The 24016-nt window shown below is 42.7% G+C and carries 20 protein-coding genes; 10 read left to right on the top strand and 10 right to left on the bottom strand.

Translation table 11 applies throughout. The features are described from left to right. Positions 1-2: 2 nt before the first annotated feature. Entirely contained in the window at positions 3-1379 is a 1377-nt protein-coding gene (locus DW938_RS02510) for an acyltransferase (RefSeq protein ID WP_118123788.1), read from the bottom strand. Between the two features lie 224 nt (positions 1380-1603). On the opposite strand from DW938_RS02510, the gene DW938_RS02505 reads away from it, so the two are divergent. Both DW938_RS02505 and DW938_RS02500 read left to right on the top strand, forming a co-directional pair. Continuing rightward, positions 1604-2533, top strand: a complete 930-nt coding sequence (locus DW938_RS02505) for an NAD(P)-dependent oxidoreductase (protein WP_118163735.1) — start codon at positions 1604-1606, stop codon at positions 2531-2533. Positions 2534-2614: 81 nt separating this feature from the next. Further along, the gene (locus DW938_RS02500) at positions 2615-3964 is read left to right on the top strand and encodes a CAP domain-containing protein (protein ID WP_118123787.1); all 1350 of its coding nucleotides are present in this window, start codon (positions 2615-2617) and stop codon (positions 3962-3964) included. Between the two features lie 56 nt (positions 3965-4020). On the opposite strand, the gene DW938_RS02495 is transcribed toward DW938_RS02500, so the two are convergent. Then, positions 4021-4887, bottom strand: a complete 867-nt coding sequence (locus DW938_RS02495; protein ID WP_118123786.1) for a ParB/RepB/Spo0J family partition protein — start codon at positions 4885-4887, stop codon at positions 4021-4023. A gap of 288 nt (positions 4888-5175) precedes the next feature. Here DW938_RS02495 and DW938_RS02490 point away from each other — a divergent pair, with 288 nt between their 5' ends. The 3 genes from DW938_RS02490 (at position 5176) to nifJ (ending at position 10849) form a co-directional block, all read left to right on the top strand. Further along, the gene (locus tag DW938_RS02490; protein WP_117877472.1) at positions 5176-5967 is read left to right on the top strand and encodes an AAA family ATPase; all 792 of its coding nucleotides are present in this window, start codon (positions 5176-5178) and stop codon (positions 5965-5967) included. A 57-nt stretch (positions 5968-6024) separates the two neighbouring features. Beyond that, positions 6025-6939: a ParB/RepB/Spo0J family partition protein gene (locus tag DW938_RS02485; protein ID WP_117877470.1), complete on the top strand. Its 915-nt coding sequence runs from the start codon at positions 6025-6027 to the stop codon at positions 6937-6939. A gap of 340 nt (positions 6940-7279) precedes the next feature. Next, on the top strand, positions 7280-10849 hold the full coding sequence (nifJ, locus tag DW938_RS02480; RefSeq protein ID WP_118123785.1) for a pyruvate:ferredoxin (flavodoxin) oxidoreductase: 3570 nt from the start codon (positions 7280-7282) through the stop codon (positions 10847-10849). A 159-nt stretch (positions 10850-11008) separates the two neighbouring features. On the opposite strand, the gene DW938_RS02475 is transcribed toward nifJ, so the two are convergent. The 8 genes from DW938_RS02475 to DW938_RS02440 form a co-directional block, all read right to left on the bottom strand. Then, positions 11009-11548: an NUDIX hydrolase gene (locus DW938_RS02475; protein ID WP_038672772.1), complete on the bottom strand. Its 540-nt coding sequence runs from the start codon at positions 11546-11548 to the stop codon at positions 11009-11011. A gap of 21 nt (positions 11549-11569) precedes the next feature. Then, positions 11570-14011: a YfhO family protein gene (locus DW938_RS02470; protein WP_118123784.1), complete on the bottom strand. Its 2442-nt coding sequence runs from the start codon at positions 14009-14011 to the stop codon at positions 11570-11572. Positions 14012-14258: 247 nt separating this feature from the next. Then, positions 14259-15185 (bottom strand): DMT family transporter, encoded by a 927-nt coding sequence (locus DW938_RS02465; RefSeq protein ID WP_117892097.1) that lies wholly within the window; start codon positions 15183-15185, stop codon positions 14259-14261. A gap of 77 nt (positions 15186-15262) precedes the next feature. Next, complete coding sequence (locus tag DW938_RS02460) at positions 15263-15985, bottom strand: hypothetical protein (protein ID WP_117863662.1); 723 nt, start codon at positions 15983-15985, stop codon at positions 15263-15265. Positions 15986-16258: 273 nt separating this feature from the next. Beyond that, positions 16259-16816 (bottom strand): SseB family protein, encoded by a 558-nt coding sequence (locus DW938_RS02455; protein ID WP_118123783.1) that lies wholly within the window; start codon positions 16814-16816, stop codon positions 16259-16261. Positions 16817-16822: 6 nt separating this feature from the next. Further along, the gene (locus DW938_RS02450; RefSeq protein ID WP_118123782.1) at positions 16823-17782 is read right to left on the bottom strand and encodes a glycosyltransferase family 2 protein; all 960 of its coding nucleotides are present in this window, start codon (positions 17780-17782) and stop codon (positions 16823-16825) included. Positions 17783-17791: 9 nt separating this feature from the next. Beyond that, positions 17792-18580, bottom strand: a complete 789-nt coding sequence (locus DW938_RS02445; RefSeq protein WP_347517180.1) for a TatD family hydrolase — start codon at positions 18578-18580, stop codon at positions 17792-17794. 144 nt (positions 18581-18724) lie between these two features. After that, positions 18725-20110, bottom strand: coding sequence for a glycine--tRNA ligase (locus DW938_RS02440; protein ID WP_038672759.1), 1386 nt, complete (start codon positions 20108-20110; stop codon positions 18725-18727). A gap of 202 nt (positions 20111-20312) precedes the next feature. Between DW938_RS02440 and dusB the strand changes: the two genes are divergently transcribed. The 5 genes from dusB to DW938_RS02415 all read left to right on the top strand — a co-directional run bounded on the left by dusB (position 20313) and on the right by DW938_RS02415 (position 24012). Next, positions 20313-21293 (top strand): tRNA dihydrouridine synthase DusB, encoded by a 981-nt coding sequence (dusB, locus tag DW938_RS02435; RefSeq protein WP_118123780.1) that lies wholly within the window; start codon positions 20313-20315, stop codon positions 21291-21293. A 2-nt stretch (positions 21294-21295) separates the two neighbouring features. Continuing rightward, a complete protein-coding gene (gene rsmI / locus DW938_RS02430; protein ID WP_117905286.1) occupies positions 21296-22120 on the top strand; it encodes a 16S rRNA (cytidine(1402)-2'-O)-methyltransferase in 825 nt (274 codons plus the stop codon). 102 nt (positions 22121-22222) lie between these two features. Next, complete coding sequence (locus DW938_RS02425) at positions 22223-22846, top strand: class I SAM-dependent methyltransferase (protein ID WP_118123779.1); 624 nt, start codon at positions 22223-22225, stop codon at positions 22844-22846. A 1-nt stretch (position 22847) separates the two neighbouring features. Then, the gene (gene rimI / locus DW938_RS02420; protein WP_242992337.1) at positions 22848-23309 is read left to right on the top strand and encodes a ribosomal protein S18-alanine N-acetyltransferase; all 462 of its coding nucleotides are present in this window, start codon (positions 22848-22850) and stop codon (positions 23307-23309) included. Next, the gene (locus DW938_RS02415; protein ID WP_118123778.1) at positions 23299-24012 is read left to right on the top strand and encodes a methyltransferase; all 714 of its coding nucleotides are present in this window, start codon (positions 23299-23301) and stop codon (positions 24010-24012) included. Before rimI ends, DW938_RS02415 begins: the two co-directional genes overlap by 11 nt. Positions 24013-24016 lie beyond the last annotated feature (4 nt).

Genomic DNA, 24016 nt, shown 5'->3' with positions numbered 1-24016 from the left:
TTTTATGCTGCGTATTCCGCCGCAAGTGTTATAACGCTCACTGCAAAAACAAGCACTGTCATAATGGTCTTTGTTATCATAACTCTGCCATAAGCCGCCTGAGACTTCTGTGAAAGCTTTTTAAAAATCTTGCAGAAAGCTCTTTTTGCAGGTGGGCAGACAATAAAGAACGATATTACTATAAGGGTGATATTTTTCAGCACTGCACTTTTTACAGACACGCTCAAGGTGTATTTCACATTTACTCCTGCAAGTGCAAAGAGCCATTTTTTGTAGCCATAGAAGCTGTCAAAATAAAGTCCGCCAAAAATAACGAGAGCAGTGAGTACAAGATAGATATACTTCACAATGTCAGGCAGCTTTGAAAGCGGTCTTTCAAGAAACAGCTTTTCAAGGATACAAAGCACAGCCGCACAAAGTCCGACGATAATGAAATTCACCTTTGCCTGATACCATATAGAAAGTGCCAGACCGCAAAGTATATAGCATACAAAAGTAAAGACCTTGTTCATGTTTTTTTTGCAGCAGAAAACCTCGCTGAAAAAGTCAACAACAGTTGTATTGAAGCTTTTTATCATACCAGTGAAAAGTCCGTCAGCCTCAATGTTTGTGTAGTTGTCGGGATAAACAAAGCCGTTTGTAAGACCAAGTCCCATTGCCATATCCGAAAGTCCTGTGAAAAGAAAATAATACTGAGCCAAGAATGACAGCATACCAAGCCAACAGCCAAGGGTAGTTATCTCTTTGCCGTTAAGTCCTGCAAGCTTTATCTGTTCAAAAACGCCTGCAAGAAGCACCACCTTGCCAAAACCGAAAACTATCTTATTAAGTCCCTGGTTGAGCTTTGCTCCTGTGATTTCACGATGCCTTATCTGTGGCTCAATATCACCGTATCTCACAAGAGGTCCCACAAGCATAAAATGCAGTGACACCATATAAGTCAAAAGGCAGAAAATGTTTTTTTCTGCTTTGCAGTTGCCCTTGAAAACGTCATAGACATAAGAAATTCCTCTGAGCATATAATAACCCATACCAAGTGGAAGTATGGCGGCGTCAAAACTGAGCTTTTTTACCTTATTATAAAGGATATTCTGACCGAATATCAGCATAAGAGATACGTTCATTATAATATCCAGCACCAAAAATATCCTGCAAAGGGCTTTGTTCTCACGGTTTTTTGAAATAATAAGACCAAATATCCAATCGAGGATAACTGACAGAAAAATAAGACAGAACACAAAAGGTCTGCCCCAACTGAAAAACAGCAGGGAACAAACTATCAGAATGAGGTTTTTATATTCTGCACTTCTGTCGAAAAGCGAAATAATGGTCATTATCGGGAACATTCCCAGTATAAATATAAGATCGGAATAAACCAAAATAAATTGCTCCTTAATATTTTTATGTGTTAAAATATTTTTATATTTTTTTACTTATGATTTATACCTATAATTTTATCACAATTCACTAAATATAGCAAGCAAAATTATAAAGAAAATCTAAATTTTTCAGTTTTCTTCAAAAAGTATTTGCAATTAATAAAAACTGTGGTATAATTATAGTAAATAAATGTGCAATTCTACTTGGGGAAGGAGTGGCAGAGTTGGCTTCAATTTTAGTTACAGGAGCAAGCGGAATGATAGGCTTGTACCTTACATCCAGCTTACTGCACAAAAAGCATCGTGTATTCGGTATAGATACACGCAAAAATGAGTTTATTGGAACTGATCCAAACTATACTTTTATCCAGTGTGATATTACAGATAAGGACGCTATTACAAATGTAATCGATAGCAACAAGATCGACGTTGTCGTGCATCTGGCAAATTCTGTAGATAACGATATAGATCCATATGTAACAGACGCTGAGATGAAAAAGAGCAAGATATGTGATAAGTTCATATATGCGGCTGCAAACAAGGCTGAGGTAAGGAGCTTTATCCTGCTCAGCACAACAGCAATATATGGTGTACAGAAAGGCAGAGAACCAATAAGGGAAACTGCTCCTGAAAAGGGAAATTCAAACTATGCAGATCTTAAGATGACATCTGAGAAGATAATGCAGAAGGAATTTAAAAAGTCTGAAACTATACCTGTTATTGCCAGAGTAGCTCCTATTTATGACGCTGAGTATACACAAAATCTGAGAGACAGAGTATTTGACGCAAAGGAAAATGTTGCATACATATTCAATGATGGAGAATACGGTTTTTCATTCTGTTGTGTATTCAATCTTATCGACTTTATAAATGGTATCATCAATGTGCCGACAGGAAGATATGAGGGAATCTACAATCTTGCTGATTCAAGGCTGATAACGGCAAAAGAGATAATTGATTATGAAAAGGAACATCACCGCATAGGTGCAGTTATCCAGAAATCACCTGGAATGGGAATAAGCATCAACAAAGGTAAGATGAAAACTGATTATCGCTATTTTGACCCATCTATCACATTCAACAACTGGAACATAGACAACACAAGGGCAAAGAGAATAGCACCTTTCAGATGGACACTTTCAAACACAAAATAAACTCACAAAGGCAGTCCCAGGGCTGCCTTTTTTGTATTGTTCCATGTGGAACATTTGATATAACAGGAGAGCTAAGATATCATGGAAAGCAATAGGTTAGTTAAAATATTATGTGTTGTCTGTGCGGCAGGCTGTTGTCTTTCCTCTTGCGGAAGCACAGGGGAAGAAAAGCCCAAAAAGCTTTCAAGCGTCAGCACAGGAGTCACCACAACTGTGACCACAAATAAAAAGTCTGCCGAAACTATCACGGGTTCAGTGACTACTATACAAACAGCAGCGACTTGTACAAAGATAGTTTTTGATGGCGGCTATACCCTTTTTGCAAATGTGCAGGGGGGATATACTCTTATAAACAGTTCAAATGAGATAGTGAACTCTTTTGAGATAACTGATGATAACGGTGATAAGCTTGTACTGACTTGTGACGGAAATACTGTCACTGTCACTAAGAACGGAAAAAAGGTCAACTCGTTCAGTTATAAAGGCACAAGGATAATAATATCAGCCAACGAGGTCTACTATGCAAACACAAAGGTGACATATGTTGATGAAAGCTTCAGCAGCTTTAACGTAACTGACAAGGTGACTATAAGGTGTATCGCAGAGAACAAGTTTGAAATTGTAAAAGACGGCAAGACAGTAAAGAAAGCTACTGTAAAAGATGTGAACGGCTCAAAGTATGTGCTTGAAGCCATGGATAAGGGCATGGAGATAACAAACACTGATAATGAGCTTATGGAATCCATAGTGGTAGGCAATAACTACATAAGCGTGTCAGGGGATAAGGTTATCATAAACGGAAAGACCATGCGGCCACCTCACAGTGCAGATATAAAAGCTGTGACTACAACTGTTACTACAACAACGACAACGGCTGCTACTACCACAACGACTTCAAAGAAAACTGAAAAGAAAACAGAAACGCAAACTGAAACTGTTACCGAGCCTGTGCAGGAAGAACAGCCCTCTGCTCCTCAGCCTGCCGAACCTACTGAACCTGATTCAAGCACGAATATGTCAAATAGAAATCTTTCTGCTGAAACATCTGAAATGCTTGGCTATGTAAATGAAGTCAGAAAACAGTATGGTTTAAGAGAACTTGAGGGACTTGAACTTCTCGACTCTGCGGCAGATGTGCGAGCAAACGAACTTCTGGAAAATTATTCTCATGACAGACCTGACGGCAATTCATACATCACAGCTATAGAAGAAACTGACCTTCCTGAATGGCGTGCGGCGGCTGAAAATATCGCATATGGTATGAACAGCATGAGCACTGTGAAAGAGGCTTTCGACGCATGGATGAACTCACCGCCTCATAGAGAAAATATCCTCAACCCTGATGTGCATTACATGGCATGCGCAAAAGCCACAAAGTCAGAAAACGGGGAATACACCTATTGGGAACAGCTTTTTTACAGCGATATATAAAAAAATTTGGACAGACTTTTGAGCCTGTCCAATTTTTTTGTTCCATGTGGAACATTTTATTCTGCCTGCTTTTCCGATGGTATCTTTATAATATATTCGATATAATCCTCATGGTCGATACGTTTTGCGTCAGCGTTCACTCCTGCCATTCTCATAACATCTATCGCCTTATTGACACTGTTGAAAAACAATCTAACATCTTTTAACATAGCCGCTCTTTTGTGATAGCTTGCACGCTTTTCATCATCTTTCAGAAGCTTGGCAATATATTTTTCCAATACGTCAACTGTCCAACCGCTTTCAGCCGCTTTGTTCAACACAGCAAGCCTGCGGTCATTATCTGTGATCTTCAGCAAAGCCCTTGCGTGACGTTCTGACATATTGTTATCGAGAATTATTTTGCGTTCCTCAGCGTTAAGTTTCAGAATACGAAGCTTGTTTGCAACTGTGGATTGAGCAAGTCCCAGACGAATAGCCGCAGATTCCTGAGTCATGCCATATTTTGTGATGAGCTGAGAGATCGCTTCGGCTTCTTCAAAAAAGTTCAGGTCACAACGTTGGATATTCTCTATAAGTGCAATGACCTGCGAACGTTCCTCTGTGGCATTGATAAGTATACACGGCACTGACCTTAATCCTGCAAGCTTTGCCGCACGCAAACGCCGTTCGCCTGACACAAGCTCAAAAGTGCCTTTTACACGCCGCACTGTGAGAGGTTGTATGATCCCGTCCTGAGAAATGCTTTTTGCAAGGCTTGTTAGTTCAGCAGGTGAGAAATATCGCCTTGGCTGAACAGGGTTAGGCTTTATCTCTCCTATGGAAATGTCGATTATTTTGCCTAATGTCTGATAGGGTGAAGCCCTTTGCGATTCGTCAGTTTCTTCGCTGAAAGCTTTTGTTAATGTTTTTGGGAAAATGCTCATTTTTTTATACCTCCGTTTCGTTTTAAAATAATCATAACACTTCACGATCCTCAATTCTATATTTTATTCAGAAAACTTTTCTGCTCTTTATGACCTTGATTTTGATATTGGTACTTTATTCTTTGTATTATTTTCTAAATTGTCATGGACTTTGTCGGATAAAGTAAAAATTCTGATTTGTTCCATGTGGAACATTTTCAAGAAAATTTGTAAAAGGGTCTTTTCAAAAGTGAAAAATTGTAGTATAATAAATATGATATAATTCTACTTAGAAAAGAGGTCAAGAATATGGGGAAAATAATTGCCGTTTCAAATCAGAAAGGCGGCGTTGGAAAATCTACTACTGTTGTAAATCTTGCAGCGGTTTTTGGACTAAAGGGCAAAAAAGTCCTGATCGTTGACTTTGACCCACAGGGCAATACTACCACAAGCTTTGGTATAAAGAAAAAAAGTATCAGAAATACAGTGTTTGATGTAATATTTGAAGAATGTTCGATATTTGAAGCTGTCGTGCCAACTTCCTGCCGTGGAGTTTCAGTTGTGCCGACAACTCAGGATCTTTCAGGTGCGTCTGTATCACTTGTGAATGAAAAGGACAGAGCAATGAAGCTTCGCAATGCCCTTATGCCTGCAAAAGAGTTTTATGACTACATATTTATAGATTGTCCCCCAACTCTCGATATGCTCACAATAAATGCACTTGCGGCGGCTGATTCTGTACTTATCCCTCTCCAATGCGAGTTTCTTTCACTTGAGGGTCTTGTTGAGCTCCACAATACTATCAACAGAGTAAAAACATCATTCAATCCTGACCTTGATATCGAGGGCATTTTGTTTACAATGTGCGTTGAAAGATACAAGATAACAGGTCAGATAATAAGCGAGGTCAAAAAGCATTTTGCAAAGGAAGTCTTTGAAACTACCATACCGAGAAACGTTGCTTTGTCGGAAGCCCCAAGCTTTGGTGAGCCGGCTATTTATTATGATAAGAAGGCAAAAGGCTCAAAGGCATATGAAAATCTTGCAAAAGAAATAGCTAAAAGAGAAAAGAAAAAAGCGGCAAAGAATAAAGAAAAATAAAGAAAAAATAATGTTCCACATGGAACATTGTATCTTATAATGTGAAAGGAAAATACAATGGCTAAAAAAAGCAAAATGGACAGAGGCTTGGATAGCCTGTTCTTTGATAATTCTATAGATGAGATCACACGATCTGATAGTGAATCGGTAAAAAATGATGATGGCGAAAATGGCATTTCCACAGTAAGGATATCTCTTATTGAGCCTGACAAAAATCAGCCACGTTCTGAGTTTGACGAGGACGCTCTTAATGAGCTTGCGGAAAATATCAGACAGCATGGTGTTTTACAGCCTATACTTGTAAGACCTCTTGACAATGGAGGATATAAGATAGTTGCAGGCGAGCGTAGGTGGCGTGCGGCACGTCTGGCTGGACTTGATGAGATACCTGTTTATATAAAGGAACTTACAGATCTTGAAGCCGCTGAGATATCCCTTATTGAAAATATCCAGCGTAAAGACCTTACACCTCTTGAGGAGGCTGCCGCTTATCAGACTCTTATGGAAACCTATGGTCTTACTCAGCAACAGGTGGCAGAAGCTGTTGGACGTTCACGTTCCGCTGTGGCAAACTCTATCAGACTTCTTTCCCTTAGCGAAAATGTGCAGGAAATGCTCCGTGACAAAAAGCTCACCGAGGGTCACGCAAAGGTGCTTGCAGGCGTTGCGGATAAGGATACTCAGGAGAAGCTTGCCACAGAGTGTATAGAAAAGGGCTGGACGGTAAGAGAGCTTGAAAAAGCTATCGCCGCTTTGGAAACAAATAAAAAAGCTGAAAAGAAAATAAAGCGTACTATCACAAATCCTATGTATACTGAGTTTGAGATAAGAGTAAATCAAGCCACTGATAAGCTTCGTGTAAGTTTAAGCGAGGATAAAAAAGGCGGTTCAAAGCTTGATGTAAAATTCAGCTCTGATGTTGATGTGGATAAGATACTCAATGCCCTCGCCGAACTTCTTATGAACTGCTAGTTTTATAATTTAAATATATGAAAAATGTCTGTTTCGGCAGGCATTTTTTTTATCTCCGTAATACAGCACGTCTGAAATATGAGGAAGTCATAACTAACCGAAAATAGGGGGTTTACAGCGTATAAATCAAGAAAAAATGTGGTAAAAGGTCTTTACAAATTGAAAAATAAGTGGTATACTATAAGAGTTAAAACAGATGTATCCTGAGAAAGTTTGTTACAGCTTACTTTTGAAGAAAATATCTGCTGTCCTTAAACAGACGTGCTTGAAAAAGTACGCTAAAAAGGAAATTTGAGTTTTGAGCTTTTGCTTGAAATATCGAGAAAGGAATGATTCTAAAATGGCAAGAAAAATGAAAACCATGGACGGAAACAACGCTGCTGCTTGGGCGTCATACCCATTTACAGAAGTTGCTGCTATCTATCCAATCACACCATCATCTGTTATGGCAGAAGTAACAGACCAGTGGGCTGCCAAGGGTAAGGAAAACCTGTTTGGCACTCCTGTAAAGCTTGCAGAAATGCAGTCTGAGGCAGGTGCTTCAGGTACAGTACACGGCTCACTTGCAGCCGGTGCGCTCACAACAACATATACAGCATCACAGGGACTTCTTCTTATGATCCCTAACCTGTATAAGATCGCAGGTGAGCTTCTCCCTTGCGTTATCCATGTATCTGCAAGATGTGTAGCTTCACACGCACTTAATATTTTCGGCGACCATTCTGACATCTATGCTTGCCGTCAGACAGGTTTTGCTATGCTTTGTTCTTCAAATGTACAGGAGGTAATGGATCTGGGTACAGTTGCTCACCTCTCAACTATCGAGGGCAGAGTACCATTCATCCACTTCTTTGACGGATTCAGAACATCTCACGAGATCCAGAAGATCGAGACATGGGATATGGAAGACGTAAGAGATATGGTTGACTTCGAGAAGGTGGAGGAGTTCAGAAAGAGAGCTCTTAACCCTGAGCATCCTGTACTTAGAGGTACAGCTCAGAACCCTGATATCTTCTTCCAGGCAAGAGAAGCTTGTAACCCATACTATGACGCTATCCCTGGCATCGTAGAGGATTACATGAACAAGGTAAACGAAAAGATCGGCACAAACTACAAGCTGTTCAACTACTACGGCGCACCAGACGCTACACACGTTATCGTAGCTATGGGTTCTGTTTGTGACACTATCGAAGAAACAATTGATTACCTCAACGAGAAGGAAGGCACAAAGCTCGGTCTTGTTAAGGTTAGACTTTACAGACCTTTCCGTGCTGACAAGCTCGTTGAAGCTATCCCTTCAACTTGTGAGCAGATCTCAGTTCTTGACAGAACTAAGGAGCCAGGTTCTGAGGGCGAGCCTCTTTATCTTGACGTTGTTGCTGCTCTTAAGGGTACACAGTTCCATGATGTAGCTATCGCTTCAGGCAGATATGGTCTTGGTTCTAAGGATACAACTCCTGCACAGATCAAGGCTGTTTACTGGAATGCAAGCTGGAAGGATACATACAAGCCAAGATTTACTATCGGTATCGAAGACGATGTTACAAACCTCTCTCTCGAAACTGAGGGCAAGCTTGACTCTGCTCCAGCAGGCACAACTGCTTGTAAGTTCTGGGGTCTTGGTGCTGACGGTACTGTTGGTGCAAACAAGAACTCTATCAAGATCATTGGTGACCACACAGATCTGTATGCTCAGGCATACTTTGCATATGACTCAAAGAAGTCAGGCGGTGTAACAGTTTCTCACCTGAGATTCGGTAAGACACCTATCAAGTCAACATACCTTATCAATCAGGCTGACTTTGTTGCTTGCCATAACGAGTCTTATATCTCTAAGTACAACATGGTACAGGATATCAAGCCAGGCGGAACATTCCTTCTGAACTGCCAGTGGGAGCATGAAGAGCTGGATAAGCACCTCCCAGGTCAGGTAAAGAGATATATCGCTGAGAACAACATCAAGTTCTATACTATCAACGGCGTTAAGATCGGTAAGGAGATCGGTCTGGGCAACAGAATAAACACTGTTCTTCAGTCTGCATTCTTCAAGCTTGCTAACATCATTCCTATCGACGACGCTATCAAGTACATGAAGGACGCTGCTACAGCTTCTTATTCTAAGAAGGGCGACGCTATCGTTAAGATGAACCATGACGCTATCGACGCTGGATGTCAGCAGGTTCACGAAGTTAAGGTTCCTGCATCTTGGAAGAAGTGCAAGGATACTCCAATGGGTATGCCTGCCGCTAAGTGCGCAGATAAGACACTTCAGGACTTCGTAAACAACATTCAGATCCCTTGCAATGCTCAGGAAGGCGACAAGCTCCCTGTTTCAACATTCACAGGTATGGCAGACGGCACATTCCCACAGGGTTCTGCTGCATTTGAGAAGAGAGGTATCGCTGTTGACGTTCCTGCATGGAATGGTGACAACTGTATCCAGTGTAACTTCTGTTCATATGTATGTCCACACGCAGTTATCAGACCTGTTGTAATGACAGACGCTGAGCTGAAGAAGGCTCCTAAGCTTGCTCAGGAGAAGGCAGTAGCTATGACAGGTATGCCTGGTTACAACTTCGTAATGACAATGTCTGCTCTGGACTGCACAGGCTGCGGTTCTTGCGTAAATGTTTGTCCTGGTAAGAAGGGCAACAAGGCTCTCAGCATGATGCCACTTGAAACTCAGCTCGCTGAGCAGGAAGTATTCAACTATGGTCTTACACTTGCTGAAAAGCCGGAAGTATTCGAGAAGTTTAAGGCAACAACAGTTAAGGGCTCACAGTTCAAGCAGCCACTGCTTGAATTCTCAGGCGCTTGCGCAGGCTGCGGTGAAACACCTTATGCTAAGCTCATCACACAGCTCTTTGGTGACAGAATGTACATTGCTAACGCAACAGGCTGTTCATCAATTTGGGGTGGTTCAGCTCCTTCAACTCCATACACAGTAAACAAGGACGGCAAGGGTCCGGCTTGGGCTAACTCACTGTTCGAGGATAACGCTGAGTATGGTTACGGTATGTTCCTTGCACAGTCAACTATCAGAAACAGAACTATCGCTAAGGTTCTTGAACTGTCTAAGACAACTAAGGCAGCAGCTCTCAAGAAGGCTTGCGAAGAGTATCTTGAAACAGTAGATGACGGCGAGAAGAACTCAGCAGCTACAGATAATCTTATCGCAGCTCTCAAGAAGACAAAGAACAAGGCTACTGAGGAGATCCTTAAGGACGCTGACTATCTGAGAAAGAAGTCAATGTGGATCTTCGGCGGTGACGGTTGGGCTTACGATATCGGATTCTCAGGCGTTGACCACGTTATCGCTCAGGGCGAGGACGTAAACATCTTCGTATTCGATACTGAGGTTTACTCAAATACAGGCGGACAGTCATCTAAGTCAACTCCAACAGGTGCTATCGCTCAGTTCGCAGCAGCTGGTAAGGAAGTTAAGAAGAAGGATCTCGCAGGTATCGCAATGTCTTACGGCTATGTATATGTAGCTCACGTTGCAATGGGTGCTGATTACAATCAGTGCATCAAGGCTATCCACGAGGCAGAGTCTTATCACGGTCCTTCAATCATCATCGGTTATGCTCCATGTATCAACCATGGTATCAAGGGTGGTATGTCAATTGCTCAGACGGAGGAGAAGAAGGCTGTTCAGGCTGGTTACTGGCATCTGTACAGATTCGACCCACGTCTTAAGGCAGAGGGCAAGAATCCATTTATCCTTGATTCTAAGGCTCCAACAGCTGACTATAAGGATTTCATCATGGGCGAGGTACGTTACAACGCACTTGCTAGACAGAATCCTGAGAGAGCTGAGAAGCTCTTTGGTAAGGCTGTTCAGAACGCTAAGGACAGATATGATTATCTGCTCAGATACGCTAAGCTTTACAATACTGAGGAAAAGTAATCTAAGTTACTATAAAAAAGACGCTCATGCACTTCGGTGCGTGGGCGCTCTTTTTTTACCACAAAAAAAGGGTACTGCCACGTTGACAGTACCCTTTATATATGCAGTGGGGAACAGCGTTCGACCGTTTCTTTTATCGCATGGATAAAATATTATGGACTACATATCCTTTTTGATAAGATAAGTTTTCAGTATAGCCGCAGTTGTCTTTGCGTCAGGGAGCTTGTTTTCCATGACCATCTTGTAAGCTTCTTCAAGAGGCATTTTTGTTACGTCAAGGAACTCGCCCTCGTCAAGGTGCTGCTCACCGAAATCAAGTCCCTCTGCCATATACATATGGATTATCTCGGTATCATAAGCCACTGTAGGATAAATACAGCCAAGATAAGTCATTTTTTCTGCTGTTGCACCTATCTCCTCTTTAAGCTCACGTTTTCCGCACTCCAAATGATCTTCACCGTATTCAAGCTTTCCTGCAGGTATCTCCATAAGTGCGGTCTTGAAAGGATAGCGGAACTGCTTCACAAAATAAACATTCTCGTCCTCGTCAAGAGCAACTATGCAAACTCCGCCAGGGTGATGAATGACCTCTCTAAGCGTCTTGTAGCCGTTTTCAAGCTCCACTTCATCACAAGTCAGGTGAACGACCCTGCCCTTGTATATCTCTTTTTCACTGATAGTTTTTTCGTTCTGATACATTTTATATCCTCCCTTTCAGGTTTATGCTTTCTTTTCAACAGGCTGAGCTTCTTCTTTTTTCTTTCTGCCTGTAAATCTCACTGCGCCAAGGTAAACGATAAGCGAGCCGAAGCCAACGGCTGTTATTACCTTGCCCCAGAAAAGTCCCTTTGTTTCGTAGGTGAACTGGATGTCGTTTGAACCAGCAGGACAAAGCACAGCCATAAAGCCGTAATCCACCTTTTCTATTTCCACGTCCTGACCATTCACCTTTGCGCTCCAGCCGTCATCATATGGAACTGAGAAGAACACAAGGTTATCCTTGTCAAGGTCGATCTTGGCGTTGAAGCCGTAAGAATCATAACTGAATGATGAACAACTGTTTGCACGTCTGTCAAGGCAGTTCTGATAATACTGATCTGTTGAGTAGTCAGTACCCTTAAAGCTGTAGTAGCTGAGAATATTATTGTATTTTGCAGCCTGCTCAGGGGTAAGCACAAGGGCTTTCATTAGCATTGATGTCTTGTCTACCTCTGAAGCCTTCTGAATGTCGCTGTCAAGGCAGTAGTAATCATATGTGAAGCCCATTGGTACATAATATTTGTTTTCGTAAATGTTGAAACCGTTCTGAGTATCAACATATTCAAAGCCGTAGAGATTTGCAAGAGTTTCAGGCTTCGATACCTCTGTGATACCTTTTCTCTCACTTTCAGTAAGTTCATTGAAATAGTATTTTACGGAAAACAGGCTTCTTAGCGGATAGACCTTAGTTTCCATTCTTGATGCAACATCTCTCGTTTGTCCGATAGAGCTGTAGAAATCCATGATTGATGTTGAAACAACGCTGTGGAAGCATCTCATTGATGAAAGCTTCCAGAACATACACCAGTTGTCAACATTTTCTGAGGTATCTATTCTGTAGAAATTGTTGTCAGCATTGTAGTTCTCTGATCCAGACTCCAGCTTATCCATGTTGATGTTGTCGCCGCCGTTTATGGCTCTGTTGATGTAGTCGGTGTTGTCAGTACCCTGGGTTACGCCGTATACGATAGAAGAAGTCATGCAGATGACCACCGCAACCGCCGTCATTGCAGAAGCGATCTTCATGTAGTCAAGCTTCTTCTCTGCGACCACATATATAAGCGTGCCAAGCATTATTATCATTACTATGGTAACTATAGCCTGAATGTAGTAGAGTTCAATATATTCAGGGACTTTGCCATAGGATACAACGCCGTTTTCGTTTGTCGGAAGCAGACCGATGCCAATGAATATCGCACAAACTACACAAACAGGCACAAATCCCTTTTTCAGATCGTCCTTGTTTTCTGCGATGACCTTTGCTGTCATAAGGCACATAAGCAGTATAGGCATATAATACCATCTTGCATAATATGACGCATTGAAAAGGACGAAAGAGGAGTTCAATATAGGCACGCAAGCCATTATGCCAAACACGACGATAGCCTTTGTAAGCCAGCTGTCTTTGCCTTTCTTTCTTGTTCTCATAAACGCTATAACGCCTGCCATTGAGAACATAGGCAGATAGCCTGCCATTGAAGCCCATCTTGCCTTGTCTGAGTTAAGGATATTTATTCTTGCAGGCATATCGGAAAGCATAAAGAACGATTGGATAATTCTTGGTATTCTTACATTTTCACCGTATATAACAAGGTCAAGACCATAAAGTCTTTCGTTTACACGGTAGTTGCCCATTACGCTCAGCGCTGACGGGAGGAAGATAACAGCGGATATCATCACACCGATAACAGCCTCAAGAATAAGCAGACCGAACTTCTTCATGTCAATTTCAAAGTCCTTGTCAAGGCACCTCAGGAAGAAGTAGATAACAATGAATACGACTTCGCAGGCAAAGAAGAAATAGCTTATGGTCGCACATATAGCTACCGCTACCGCAAACGGACCCTTCTTGTTCTTTTGAACCAGCAGTTCAAATCCCAAAAGCATTAGAGGGAAAAACGCAGTTGCGTCGTGGAAGTGGTTGAAGAAAACGTTGTAGGTCTGGAAGCCTGAGAAAGCGTAAAGCAGACCGCCTATAAAGCAGGCGCTTGTGTTGTCAACAAAAAATCTGATATAAGCGTAGGCTGTTATTGCGGCGATAGCCGTTTTCAGCGCAAGGAGCCATGGTATCAGATAAGGCACTGCACCTGACGGGAAAAGTGTAGTGAGCCAGAAAAATGGCGAGCCAAGGAGATAGAAAGCATATGAGCCAACAAAGCTCGAGCCTAAGTCTGTTCCCCAATCCCAGCCCATGTTTCCGCTGCGAACAGCGTCATGACAGTGCTGATAGAACATCATCTGCTGTGAGTTGAAGTCGCCATAGTAGAGAAAGATGCCCTTGTTCACTATCATTGACGGTATGAACGAGATCATCATGCCGATAAAAGCCACCGCAAACAGCAGCAGATACTTTTCTTTTGGCTTGCTGTCAGGGCTTTTTAGAAGTCCGTTTTTCTTAAACATTGTCTTGTCCTCTTTTTCTTTACTGATAATATATTGGTAAAAAACCATACACAATTCATTATAACACAGCTACATATAAAAATCAACATTTTAAACAGTCTTTAGAACGATTTTGAATAAAAAAGCTCATATGCAATAAGCACATGAGCCAGTCTGTTGCAAAAATGTCAAATCAACGGGCGAACACTGTTCGCCCCTATATACAAACAAAGTGAATACGCAAAAGCATATGAGCATAGTTACAATATTATTTATTCCCTTTTCTCTGAACAATAAAGATACCCGAGCATACAAGTATAAGTGCGGCTATCCCCTGAACGCCAAAAATGCCTTTTTCATCAAGCAGGATAGTTGAAAGCAGCACTCCGCACACAGGGTTCATAAAGCCGAAAATCGCCACCTTTGAAACAGGGTTGTGCTTCAAAAGCACTGCCCACAGCGAATATGCCGCCGCTGATACAAAGGCAAGATACAAAAGCATTAAAAAAGCCTTTGCGCTCATGTGACCAAGCCTGCCGCCCATTAAAAAGCCTATGACAGTGAGAACTGCTCCACCGAAAACGAACTGCCAGCCGCTAAGCATAACAGGGTCTTCTGTTTCGGAATAGCGCTTCATATACACCGATGAAAAAGCGTATGCACAGGTGCAAAGAAAAATAAATCCGTCCCCGAGAAAATTGAAGCTTACCCCCGAAAGTCCCCCGAGATTTATAACAATGATACCCGAAAAACCAAGTATACAGCCTGCTATTTTCACAGCGGTGAGCTTTTCAAGCTTGTATAAAAGCGATGACACCAGTATCGCAATAAAAACGTTCGCCCCAACTATTATCGCTGCCTTTACCCCCGTTGTGTGGGCAAGACCTATGTAGTAGAAAAAATACTGCAAAATTGTCTGAAAAAGGCTTATTATCATGATCTTTGGTATGGAAGTCTTTGTTGGCAGGAGAATTTTTCTCTCAGCTCCGCTTCCCATGGCAAGAGCCATTAGCCCTGCCACAAAAAATCTTATGCCCCCAAACACAAGCTGCGAACCGCTGTCATTGGTGGTTATGTTCATAAGGCTGTAGCCTATTTTCACGCAGGAAAATGCACTTCCCCACAGCATACAGCATATGGACGCAAGAACAGCCACTACCCATGTTTTTGTCAGAATATCTTTTTTCTCGTTCATACATTATCCTATCTATAGCAAATTGTGGATCTTCACAGAAAGACCGCAGCGGCGTAAAATGCTGCTGCGGTCGAAAGTTATTTTTTGTCTTTTTTTGCTTTCTTTTCCTTTTTGCGTTTCTTCTTGTTTTCCTTTATTATCTTCAAAGGGTCGCCGAAACGTTCCTTATCGTCCTTGACAGGCTCGATAGTTTCGCTCTTTGTCATGATATCCGTCATTTGCTGTAAAAGCATCGACTCCTCGAACATATCCACAGCTTCCTCGCAGGTGTCAGCCTTGCCGTCCACAAGAAACTGTTTTATCTGCTGAACGTTCTTCATATAGTCAAGTGACATGAAAGGCACTCTCTTTTCAAGAGCCTTGTAGTAATCATCTCTCTGACGTTCTACCTGCTTTATTCTGTCATCAAGCATTATTATCTGTTCGTTAATGCCCTCGTTCACTTCAACCTGCTTCTGTTCAGCAGCAGTAAGTCTGTATTTGTTCAGTGCGATACCGAAAACGCCTGCACCGATAAAAATAAGTGCACCTGCAATAATGCCCACTATAATAAGCTTTGTGCCAAGGAGCAGCCACAGCAGCAGAAAAGCCACCAATCCAATGCCGATGCTTATGCCTAAAGACTTAATTATTTTATTTTTTATATTGAAGTTTTTAACAACATAATCGTTGTCATGGATATAAGTTTTGAGGTATTCTTTATTTTCCTTGCTGACCGTTACAGCGTCCTCAAACTCAAAATATCTTTCAAAGTATTCGGCAGCACGGTCAATTTTTTCAAGCTCAGTTTCGTTAGCCATATATACTCCCTCAGATCACGAAAAAATTTCTAAAAGCAGAACCTTTTAGTCTTTTGCGTGGTGCGTGATAGTGAACACTGCACAAATAACACGCTATATTTCCCACCATATTACTACAATTATAACACACAGTACGTCTTTTGTCAACCATATTCAACTTGATTTTTGTAAAATGAAATCCCATGTATCTTACGCTGTTTTACTCTGTAAAATGCCAATATGGGAACAAAAAAGAGGACGAACACAGTCCGTCCTCCGATATGCTTAAGTATCTTACTCTGCTGTTTCGTTGTTTGTAACAGCAATGTCAGGAGCTTCGCCATTTTCAGCAGCTTCTCTAGCCGCCTTGCGCTCCTTTGCTACCTTTATAAGGGTCTGCTTGATAGACTCCAGCATTTCCTGAGTGAAAGGAAGGTTCTCGCCAAATGGGTTTACAACGAAGCCCTGTACCTTTGGCGTCTGCTCAGTGAGAGCAGCTATATCCTGAAATCTCATTGCAAAGCTCTGGAATGGCTTGTCATACTGGAGCTTCTGAGCTTCCTCTGGGGAAGTGAAAACAGGGAAAAATGTGCCGTTTGTTTTGTTGTTGTTGAGAAGAATGAACTTAGCCTTGCTCTTGTCCTCAAAATTAACATGATTTTCAGCGTCGGCAACAAGCTCTGTTGTCTTTTCTACCATTGCAGGCACGAGAAATGTGCAGGCAAGCGCTGTGTTTATTACCTTGTTTTGAGTTTCTGCACAGAAATTCTTTCTCATTTCTGCGATAGCTTCTATAAGCTTAGGGTTGTTGTCGAAATTTGGTTTCTGATTGTTAGCCTTGAGTTCTGCCATTTTTAATTACTCCTTGTCTGTTTCTTCAAGATTTGTTTCGATTATAAATTTAGGTCTAGCCTTTGTTTCCAAATAGATCTTGCCTATATATTCTCCGATAATGCCTATAGCCAAAAGCTGAAGTCCGCCTATCGCCCATATAGACGTGATAGTTGAAGCCCAGCCCTGAACAGTGTGCCCCACTGCCCATGTTATAAGGAAATATATAAGCATTATAAGTGATACTAAAAATACTATTATACCGATAGTGGTGATAAATCTTATAGGCTTTACAGAAAGTGAGGTTATTCCCTCAACTGCAAAGGAAAGCATTTTTTTCAGCGGATATTTAGATTCGCCCGCCACACGCTCGTTTCTTACATACTTAACGATGTCGCTCTTGAAGCCAACCATAGGCATAAGACCTCTCAGAAACAGATTAACTTCCTTAAACTCTGCCAGAGCGTCTATAGCCCTTTTGCTCATAAGTCTGTAATCAGCGTGATTATATGTTATCTCAACGCCCATATGCTCCAAAAGCTTGTAATAAGCCTGAGCAGTTCCACGCTTGAAAGCGGTATCCTTTTCTCTCGATGAACGAACGCCGTAAACAATATCACAGCCCTCTGCCCTCTTATCAAGGAAGCCGTCAATAGCGTTTATATCGTCCTGCAAGTCAGCGTCCATGGAAACAACGATATCAGCATAGTTTCTTGCCGTCATAAGACCAGCCAGCAGTGCGTTCTGATGACCTTTGTTTCTTGAGAGTTTAAGACCTGTGAAAACAGGGCTTGCTTCGTGGAGCTTCTGTATTATCTCCCACGTTTTGTCCTTTGAGCCGTCGTCAACGAACATGACCTTGCTGTTCTGTGCGATACGACCTTCTGCCTTCAGCTCATCGAGCTTTTTTATAAGCGCTTTCGCTGTGATAGGCAACATTTGTTCTTCGTTGTAGCATGGTATCACTACATACATAGTTTCTGTCATTTTGTTCTCTTATCCTTTCTCATATTCGATCCCGAACAGGTGGCAAGCGTTTCTATTTGTAATGTCAAGCACTTCCTGCGGATCGAGTTTTTTTATCTCAGCCACGACCTTTGCCACTTCTTCTATCATAGGGCTTTCGCACCTCTGTCCTCTGTAAGGAGGGGGCGCCATATAGGGGCAGTCCGTTTCAAGAAGAAGCCTGTCCATAGGGACAACTTCAAGAGCACGTCTGGCTTTTTTAGCATTTTTAAAAGCAAGCGCACCTGTAAACCCGATGTACATACCAAGCCCAAGCACTATCTCTGCGGTCTCCGCCGAGCCTGAAAAGCAGTGAACTACACCTGACGGCGCATATTTGTTCAGCACGTCAAGGCAGTCCTGAGTGGCTTCACGGCAGTGAACTATAACAGGCAGACTTTTCTTCATAGCATATTCCACCTGCTTGTCAAAAAGCTTTATCTGTCTTTCTTTGTCATATCCCTCATAATGATAGTCAAGCCCTATCTCACCAACAGCAACAAGCTTGTGAGTAGAGCAGGCTTTCAAATAAAGCTCGTCAAGCACCTGCATATAATTTTCAGGAAGAGTATCCATACACTCAGGGTGAAAGCCCACAGAGGTATAGAAATTCTCATATTTTTTTGCAGTTTCGATTCCGAACAAAGACGATCTTTCGTCCGTTGCGGCGTGGCAGACCTTGTCTACAGGAGAGTCAGGGTCGCAAAGAAGCCTGTCAAGGACTTCGTATCTGTCCTCATCGAAAGCGTGATCGTCATAGTGACAATGTGAGTCAAATATATTTTTTATGGCAAGGACGTCCTTTCGTAAAAATATACAAACATATTATATCACAACTCGCCAATTTTGTAAAGCTTTTTATTGTAAAAACGGGCATAAAAAAACGGGCGAACAAACCATCCGCCCGCAAAGATCTTTATTTTACTAGAAAGCTATCTTCTTTTCGATATAAGCTACCAGCTCGTCGATCTTGATACGCTCCTGCTCCATTGTATCTCTGTCTCTTACTGTTACACAGCCGTCCTCAACAGAATCAAAGTCATATGTGATGCAGAATGGTGTACCGATCTCGTCCTGACGGCGATATCTCTTACCGATAGAGCCTGCCTCGTCATAGTCAACAAGGAAGTGCTTTGAAAGCTCTGCATAAAGCTCGCCTGCCTGCTCGCTGAGCTTCTTGGAAAGCGGAAGAATGCAAGCCTTGAAAGGAGCAAGTGCAGGGTGGAAACGCATAACTGTTCTAACGTCAGGCTTCTCTTCTGTGCCGATGTTTTCCTCGTCGTATGCTTCGCAAACAACTGTCAGGAACAATCTCTCAACGCCAAGGGAAGGCTCGATAACGTATGGAACATATCTCTCGTTTGTTTCAGGGTCAAAGTAATCAAGGCTCTTGCCGCTTGTCTTGATGTGCTGATTAAGGTCATAATCAGTTCTGTCGGCAACGCCCCAAAGCTCGCCCCAGCCAAATGGGAAGAGATATTCAAAGTCAGTTGTAGCCTTTGAATAGAAGCAAAGCTCCTCAGGTGAATGATCTCTCAGGCGGAGGTTCTCTTCCTTGATGTTAAGGCTAAGGAGCCAATCCTTGCAGAAGCCTCTCCAGTAGTTGAACCACTCAAGGTCTGTGCCAGGCTTGCAGAAGAACTCAAGCTCCATCTGCTCAAACTCACGAACACGGAAAATAAAGTTACCCGGGGTGATCTCGTTTCTGAATGATTTACCTACCTGTGCAACGCCGAAAGGTACTTTCTTTCTTGTTGTTCTCTGGATATTTGCAAAGTTTACAAAGATGCCCTGTGCAGTTTCAGGACGCAGATAAAGCTCAGACTTTGAGTCCTCAGTTACACCCTGAAATGTCTTGAACATAAGGTTGAACTGACGGATATCAGTGAAGTTGTGGCTGCCGCAATCTGGGCATGGGATCTGCTTTTCCTTGATGTAGTCCATCATCTGCTCGTTTGTCCAGCCTGCAACGTTAGTGCCGTCGAAATCTTCGATAAGGTTGTCCGCTCTGTGACGTGTCTTACAGTCCTTGCAGTCCATAAGAGGGTCAGAGAATCCGCCGATATGACCTGAAGCCACCCAAGTCTGCGGATTCATAAGAATAGCGGAGTCAAGGCCAACGTTGTACTTGTTCTCCTGAATGAACTTCTTTCTCCAAGCGTTCTTGATGTTAGTTTTCAGCTCAACGCCAAGCGGACCGTAGTCCCAAGTGTTTGCAAGACCGCCGTAGATCTCGCTTCCAGGGTATACAAAGCCTCTGTTTTTACAGAGAGCCACGATCTTATCCATGGTTTTTTCAGAATTATTCATGAAACATTCTCCTTATACAAAATATAATACTACCATTATATTTTATAGCAAAATTCCGCAAATGTCAAGGCGTTTCAGCGATTTATTACTTTGTGTAGTTATATGGCTTTTTATCGTTGCAAAAAATCACGCATTGTGCTATAATAAAATAGTATCGCTATGACTATTCATGTATTGGAACATATTAGGAGAATTTGACTTGATGAACAGTTTTTTTATCGGAAACGTTGAAATAGAAAAGACCGCCGCATTAGCACCCATGGCGTCGGTGGCAGATAAATCATATCGCCTTATGTGCAAAGAGTATGGTGCTTCATATCTTGTGAGCGAAATGATATCCTCGAAGGGTCTGTGCTTTGGTGACAAAAAGACTGCACGTCTTTGCGAGATTGAGAAAGAGGAACGCCCCTATGCTTTGCAGCTTTTTGGGGAAGACCCTTATTATATGGGAAAAGCGGCTTATAAGCTCAACGAATATTCCCCTGATATCATTGATATAAACATGGGCTGTCCTGTGCCTAAGATAGTAGGCAACGGCAGCGGCTCTGCACTTATGAAGCTTCCTGACACAGCGGCAGAGATATGCAGAGAGGTGGTAAAAAACGCAAACTGCCCCGTTACAGTGAAATTTCGTGCAGGCTGGGACGAAAACAGCATAAATGCAGTGGAGTTCGCAAAACTCATGGAGCAGGCAGGGGCAAGCGCCGTCACCTGTCACGGCAGGACGAGAACGCAGTTTTATTCAGGCAAAGCCGATTGTGATATAATAAGGCAGGTAAAAGCGGCGGTGAAGATACCCGTTATAGGCAACGGCGACGTTGTTGACGGAGAAAGCGCAATAGCAATGTATGAGCAGACAGGCTGTGACCTTGTGATGATAGGCAGAGGAAGCTACGGCAGACCATGGGTTTTCCGTGACGTGAAGCATTATCTTGAAACAGGGGAAAAACTTCCTGAGGTGACCATAGAAGAAAAAATGGCAGTGATGAAAAAGCACTGCGAGCTTATATGCAAATACAAGGGCGAACGTCAGGGCATGAAAGAAGCCAGAAAAAACTGCGCATGGTATGTTAAAGGGCTGAAAGGCTCTGCAAGGCTAAGAGCACAGTGCGGTGGGCTTAATACCATTTCTGACCTTTATAAGATGATAGACCACATACTTGCAAACGAGTTAGGAGAATAAAAATGGGAATTTTATCCGTAGTAGGAACGCCTATAGGCAACCTTGGAGATATGACATATCGTGCAGTTGAGACCCTGGAAAAGGCTGATTTTATCTGTGCCGAGGACACAAGAGTTACCGCAAAGCTTCTCAATTATTTTGACATAAAAACGCCACTTGTGAGCTATCACGAACACAATGCAAAGCAGGTGGGCGAAAGCATTTTGAACAGGATAATGGCAGGCGAGAATGCCGCTATCGTCACAGACGCCGGTATGCCCTGCATTTCAGACCCTGGGGAGCTTCTTGTGAAGCTGTGCGCTGAAAACGGTGTGAAAGTGGAGGTAGTACCGGGTCCGTCAGCGGTGGTATCAGCACTTGCCATAAGCGGACTTGACACTGCAAGATTTCAGTTCGAGGGCTTTTTGTCAACCACCAAGAAGCAAAGATTAAATCATCTTGCCTCGGTAAAAAACTGCACGAACACTCTCATTTTCTATGAAGCGCCCCACAAGCTCATCTACACTTTGAAGGATATGCTGGAATATTTCGGTGACAGAAGAATATCTCTTTGCAGGGAGCTTACAAAGATACACGAAGAAGTTTTCCGCACCACCCTTGCACAGGCTGTGGAGTATTATGAAGCCAACAAGCCAAAGGGCGAATTCGTGCTTGTTATCGAGGGTGCAAAAGAGGACGAGCTTTGCCCTGCGGAGAATATAGAGGAAGCGCTTGAACAAGTAAAAGCCCTTGTGGAAAAGGGTATGCGTGGAGCTGACGCCTGTCGTGAGATAGCAAAGGCGACGGGATTTTCTAAGGGGGAGCTTTACGGACTCTTGTTTAAATGAGGAATGAGGAGTGAGGAATTAAGGTATCGCCTGCGGCGATGTTTATTTCTTGTTTTTTCTCATTTGTATTATATATCAATTTAGATTTTTTGAGGTGATTTTATGAGCATAAAAGAATACATAGGAGGACAGTGTGCCGACCCAGAGGGATTGGGCGGTATAGCCTGTGCAAAATTCATGAATTTTTTCAATGCAGAGCACTACAGAGCGGTGAAAAAATTTGTCTGCAAGCTTGACGGTGCAAGGATATTGGATATAGGCTTTGGAAACGGCATGACTATCAAAAAGCTTAGCAAGAATATAAACGCTAAGTTCTATGGAGTCGATATTTCTGCGGATATGGTTGAAAAAGCCAAGCGAAAAAACCGTGACGGAGTGAATACCAACAAGGTGATCTTACAGCAGGGAAAAGCTGAGGAGCTTCCTTATAATGACGATTTTTTTGACACTGTTTACACTGTGAACACCATTTATTTCTGGGAGGACACCGCAAAAGTTCTTGACGAGGTAAGGCGAGTTCTCAAAGACGGCGGCAATTTTATCTGCACATTCTATACAAAGGGCTACCTTGATAAGCTCCCATACTGCGACACAGGTTTTGACAAGTTCACTCCTCAGCAGGTGCGTTCAATGGCTAGAGAGCGTGGCTTCCATGATGTAAAAGTCAAAATTCTGAGCGACTGCAAAGCGTATTGCCTTGTTGGCACGAAAATAGAGGGCGAATAAGGTGGCAGATGTGACCATTGTGCCTCTTTCAGAGGAAAACGTACAGCTTTTTTCACAAACTGCGGCGAAAATTTTGCCCGAAGCTTGGAGTTTTGAAACCTACAAAAAACAGCTTTCAAACCCTGACGATATATCGTTCCTTGCCCTTTGTAATGGCGAAGCCGCAGGCTTTATAAGTGTGTGGTGCGTCTGCGGAGAAGCTGAGATAAACAATATAGGAGTTTTGGAGAAGTTCCGCAGAATGGGCATTGCAAAAGCCCTTTTTGACAGCGCATACAATGCCGCAAAGGCTGAAAAATGGTATCTTGAAGTGCGGGAATCAAACCTTGGGGCTATAAGCTTTTACGAAAAATTGGGCTTTGAGAGGGTAGGCATGAGAAAAAATTTCTACACCGCCCCCACGGAAAATGCTGTTTTAATGGCACTTCAACCCACTGAAAATGGAGAAATAAATGACATATAACGATTTTACATTTGAGTCCTTGGGCGAGGGCATTGAGATATGTATATCTGACGAACACCGCTTTGGTACTGACGCCTTTCTGCTTGCGGATTTTTCAGCAGGACGGCACAAGGATATCTGCGCAGACCTTTGCACAGGAAGCGGCATAATCGCACTTCTTCTGCACAAATTTTACAAGCCACAGAAGATATATGCTGTTGAGATACAGGAAAAGGCTCACGAACAGCTTAAAGTATCTCTTGAGAGGTCGAAAATAGACACTATCCAGCCTGTTTTGGGTGACTTGAATGATTGGCGAAGCGAAAAAGAGCTTGACCTTATCACCTGCAATCCGCCCTACAAGATAAACAACACTGGTGCGAAAAATGACAGCGAAGCGGTTTCTATCGCACGGCATGAAATGCTCTGCACTATTGATGATGTGTGCAGATGTGCAAAGAAAAATCTGAAATACGGTGGCAGGCTTTGCATATGCAACCGCCCTGAGCGCCTATGCGATATAATGACGGCAATGAGAGCCAGCGGCATCGAGCCGAAGCGTTTGCGGACAGTTCACAAAAACCCGGAGTGTCCCCCATGGCTTATTCTCGTTGAGGGCAAAAAGGGCGGAAAGCCTTTTGTGCAGATAGAAAAGCCTTTGTATGTGCGTTCCGCAGACGGAGGAAATTCGGCTGAAATGAAGCGGATATACGGACTTCCTTGAATAG

The organism is Ruminococcus sp. AM43-6 (genome assembly GCF_003461785.1).
In the GTDB taxonomy this organism is placed as follows: Bacteria; Bacillota; Clostridia; order Oscillospirales; family Ruminococcaceae; genus Hominimerdicola; species Hominimerdicola aceti.
The sequence above is the reverse complement of the archived record's forward strand: the minus strand, read 5'-3'. Positions and strand labels throughout refer to the sequence as shown.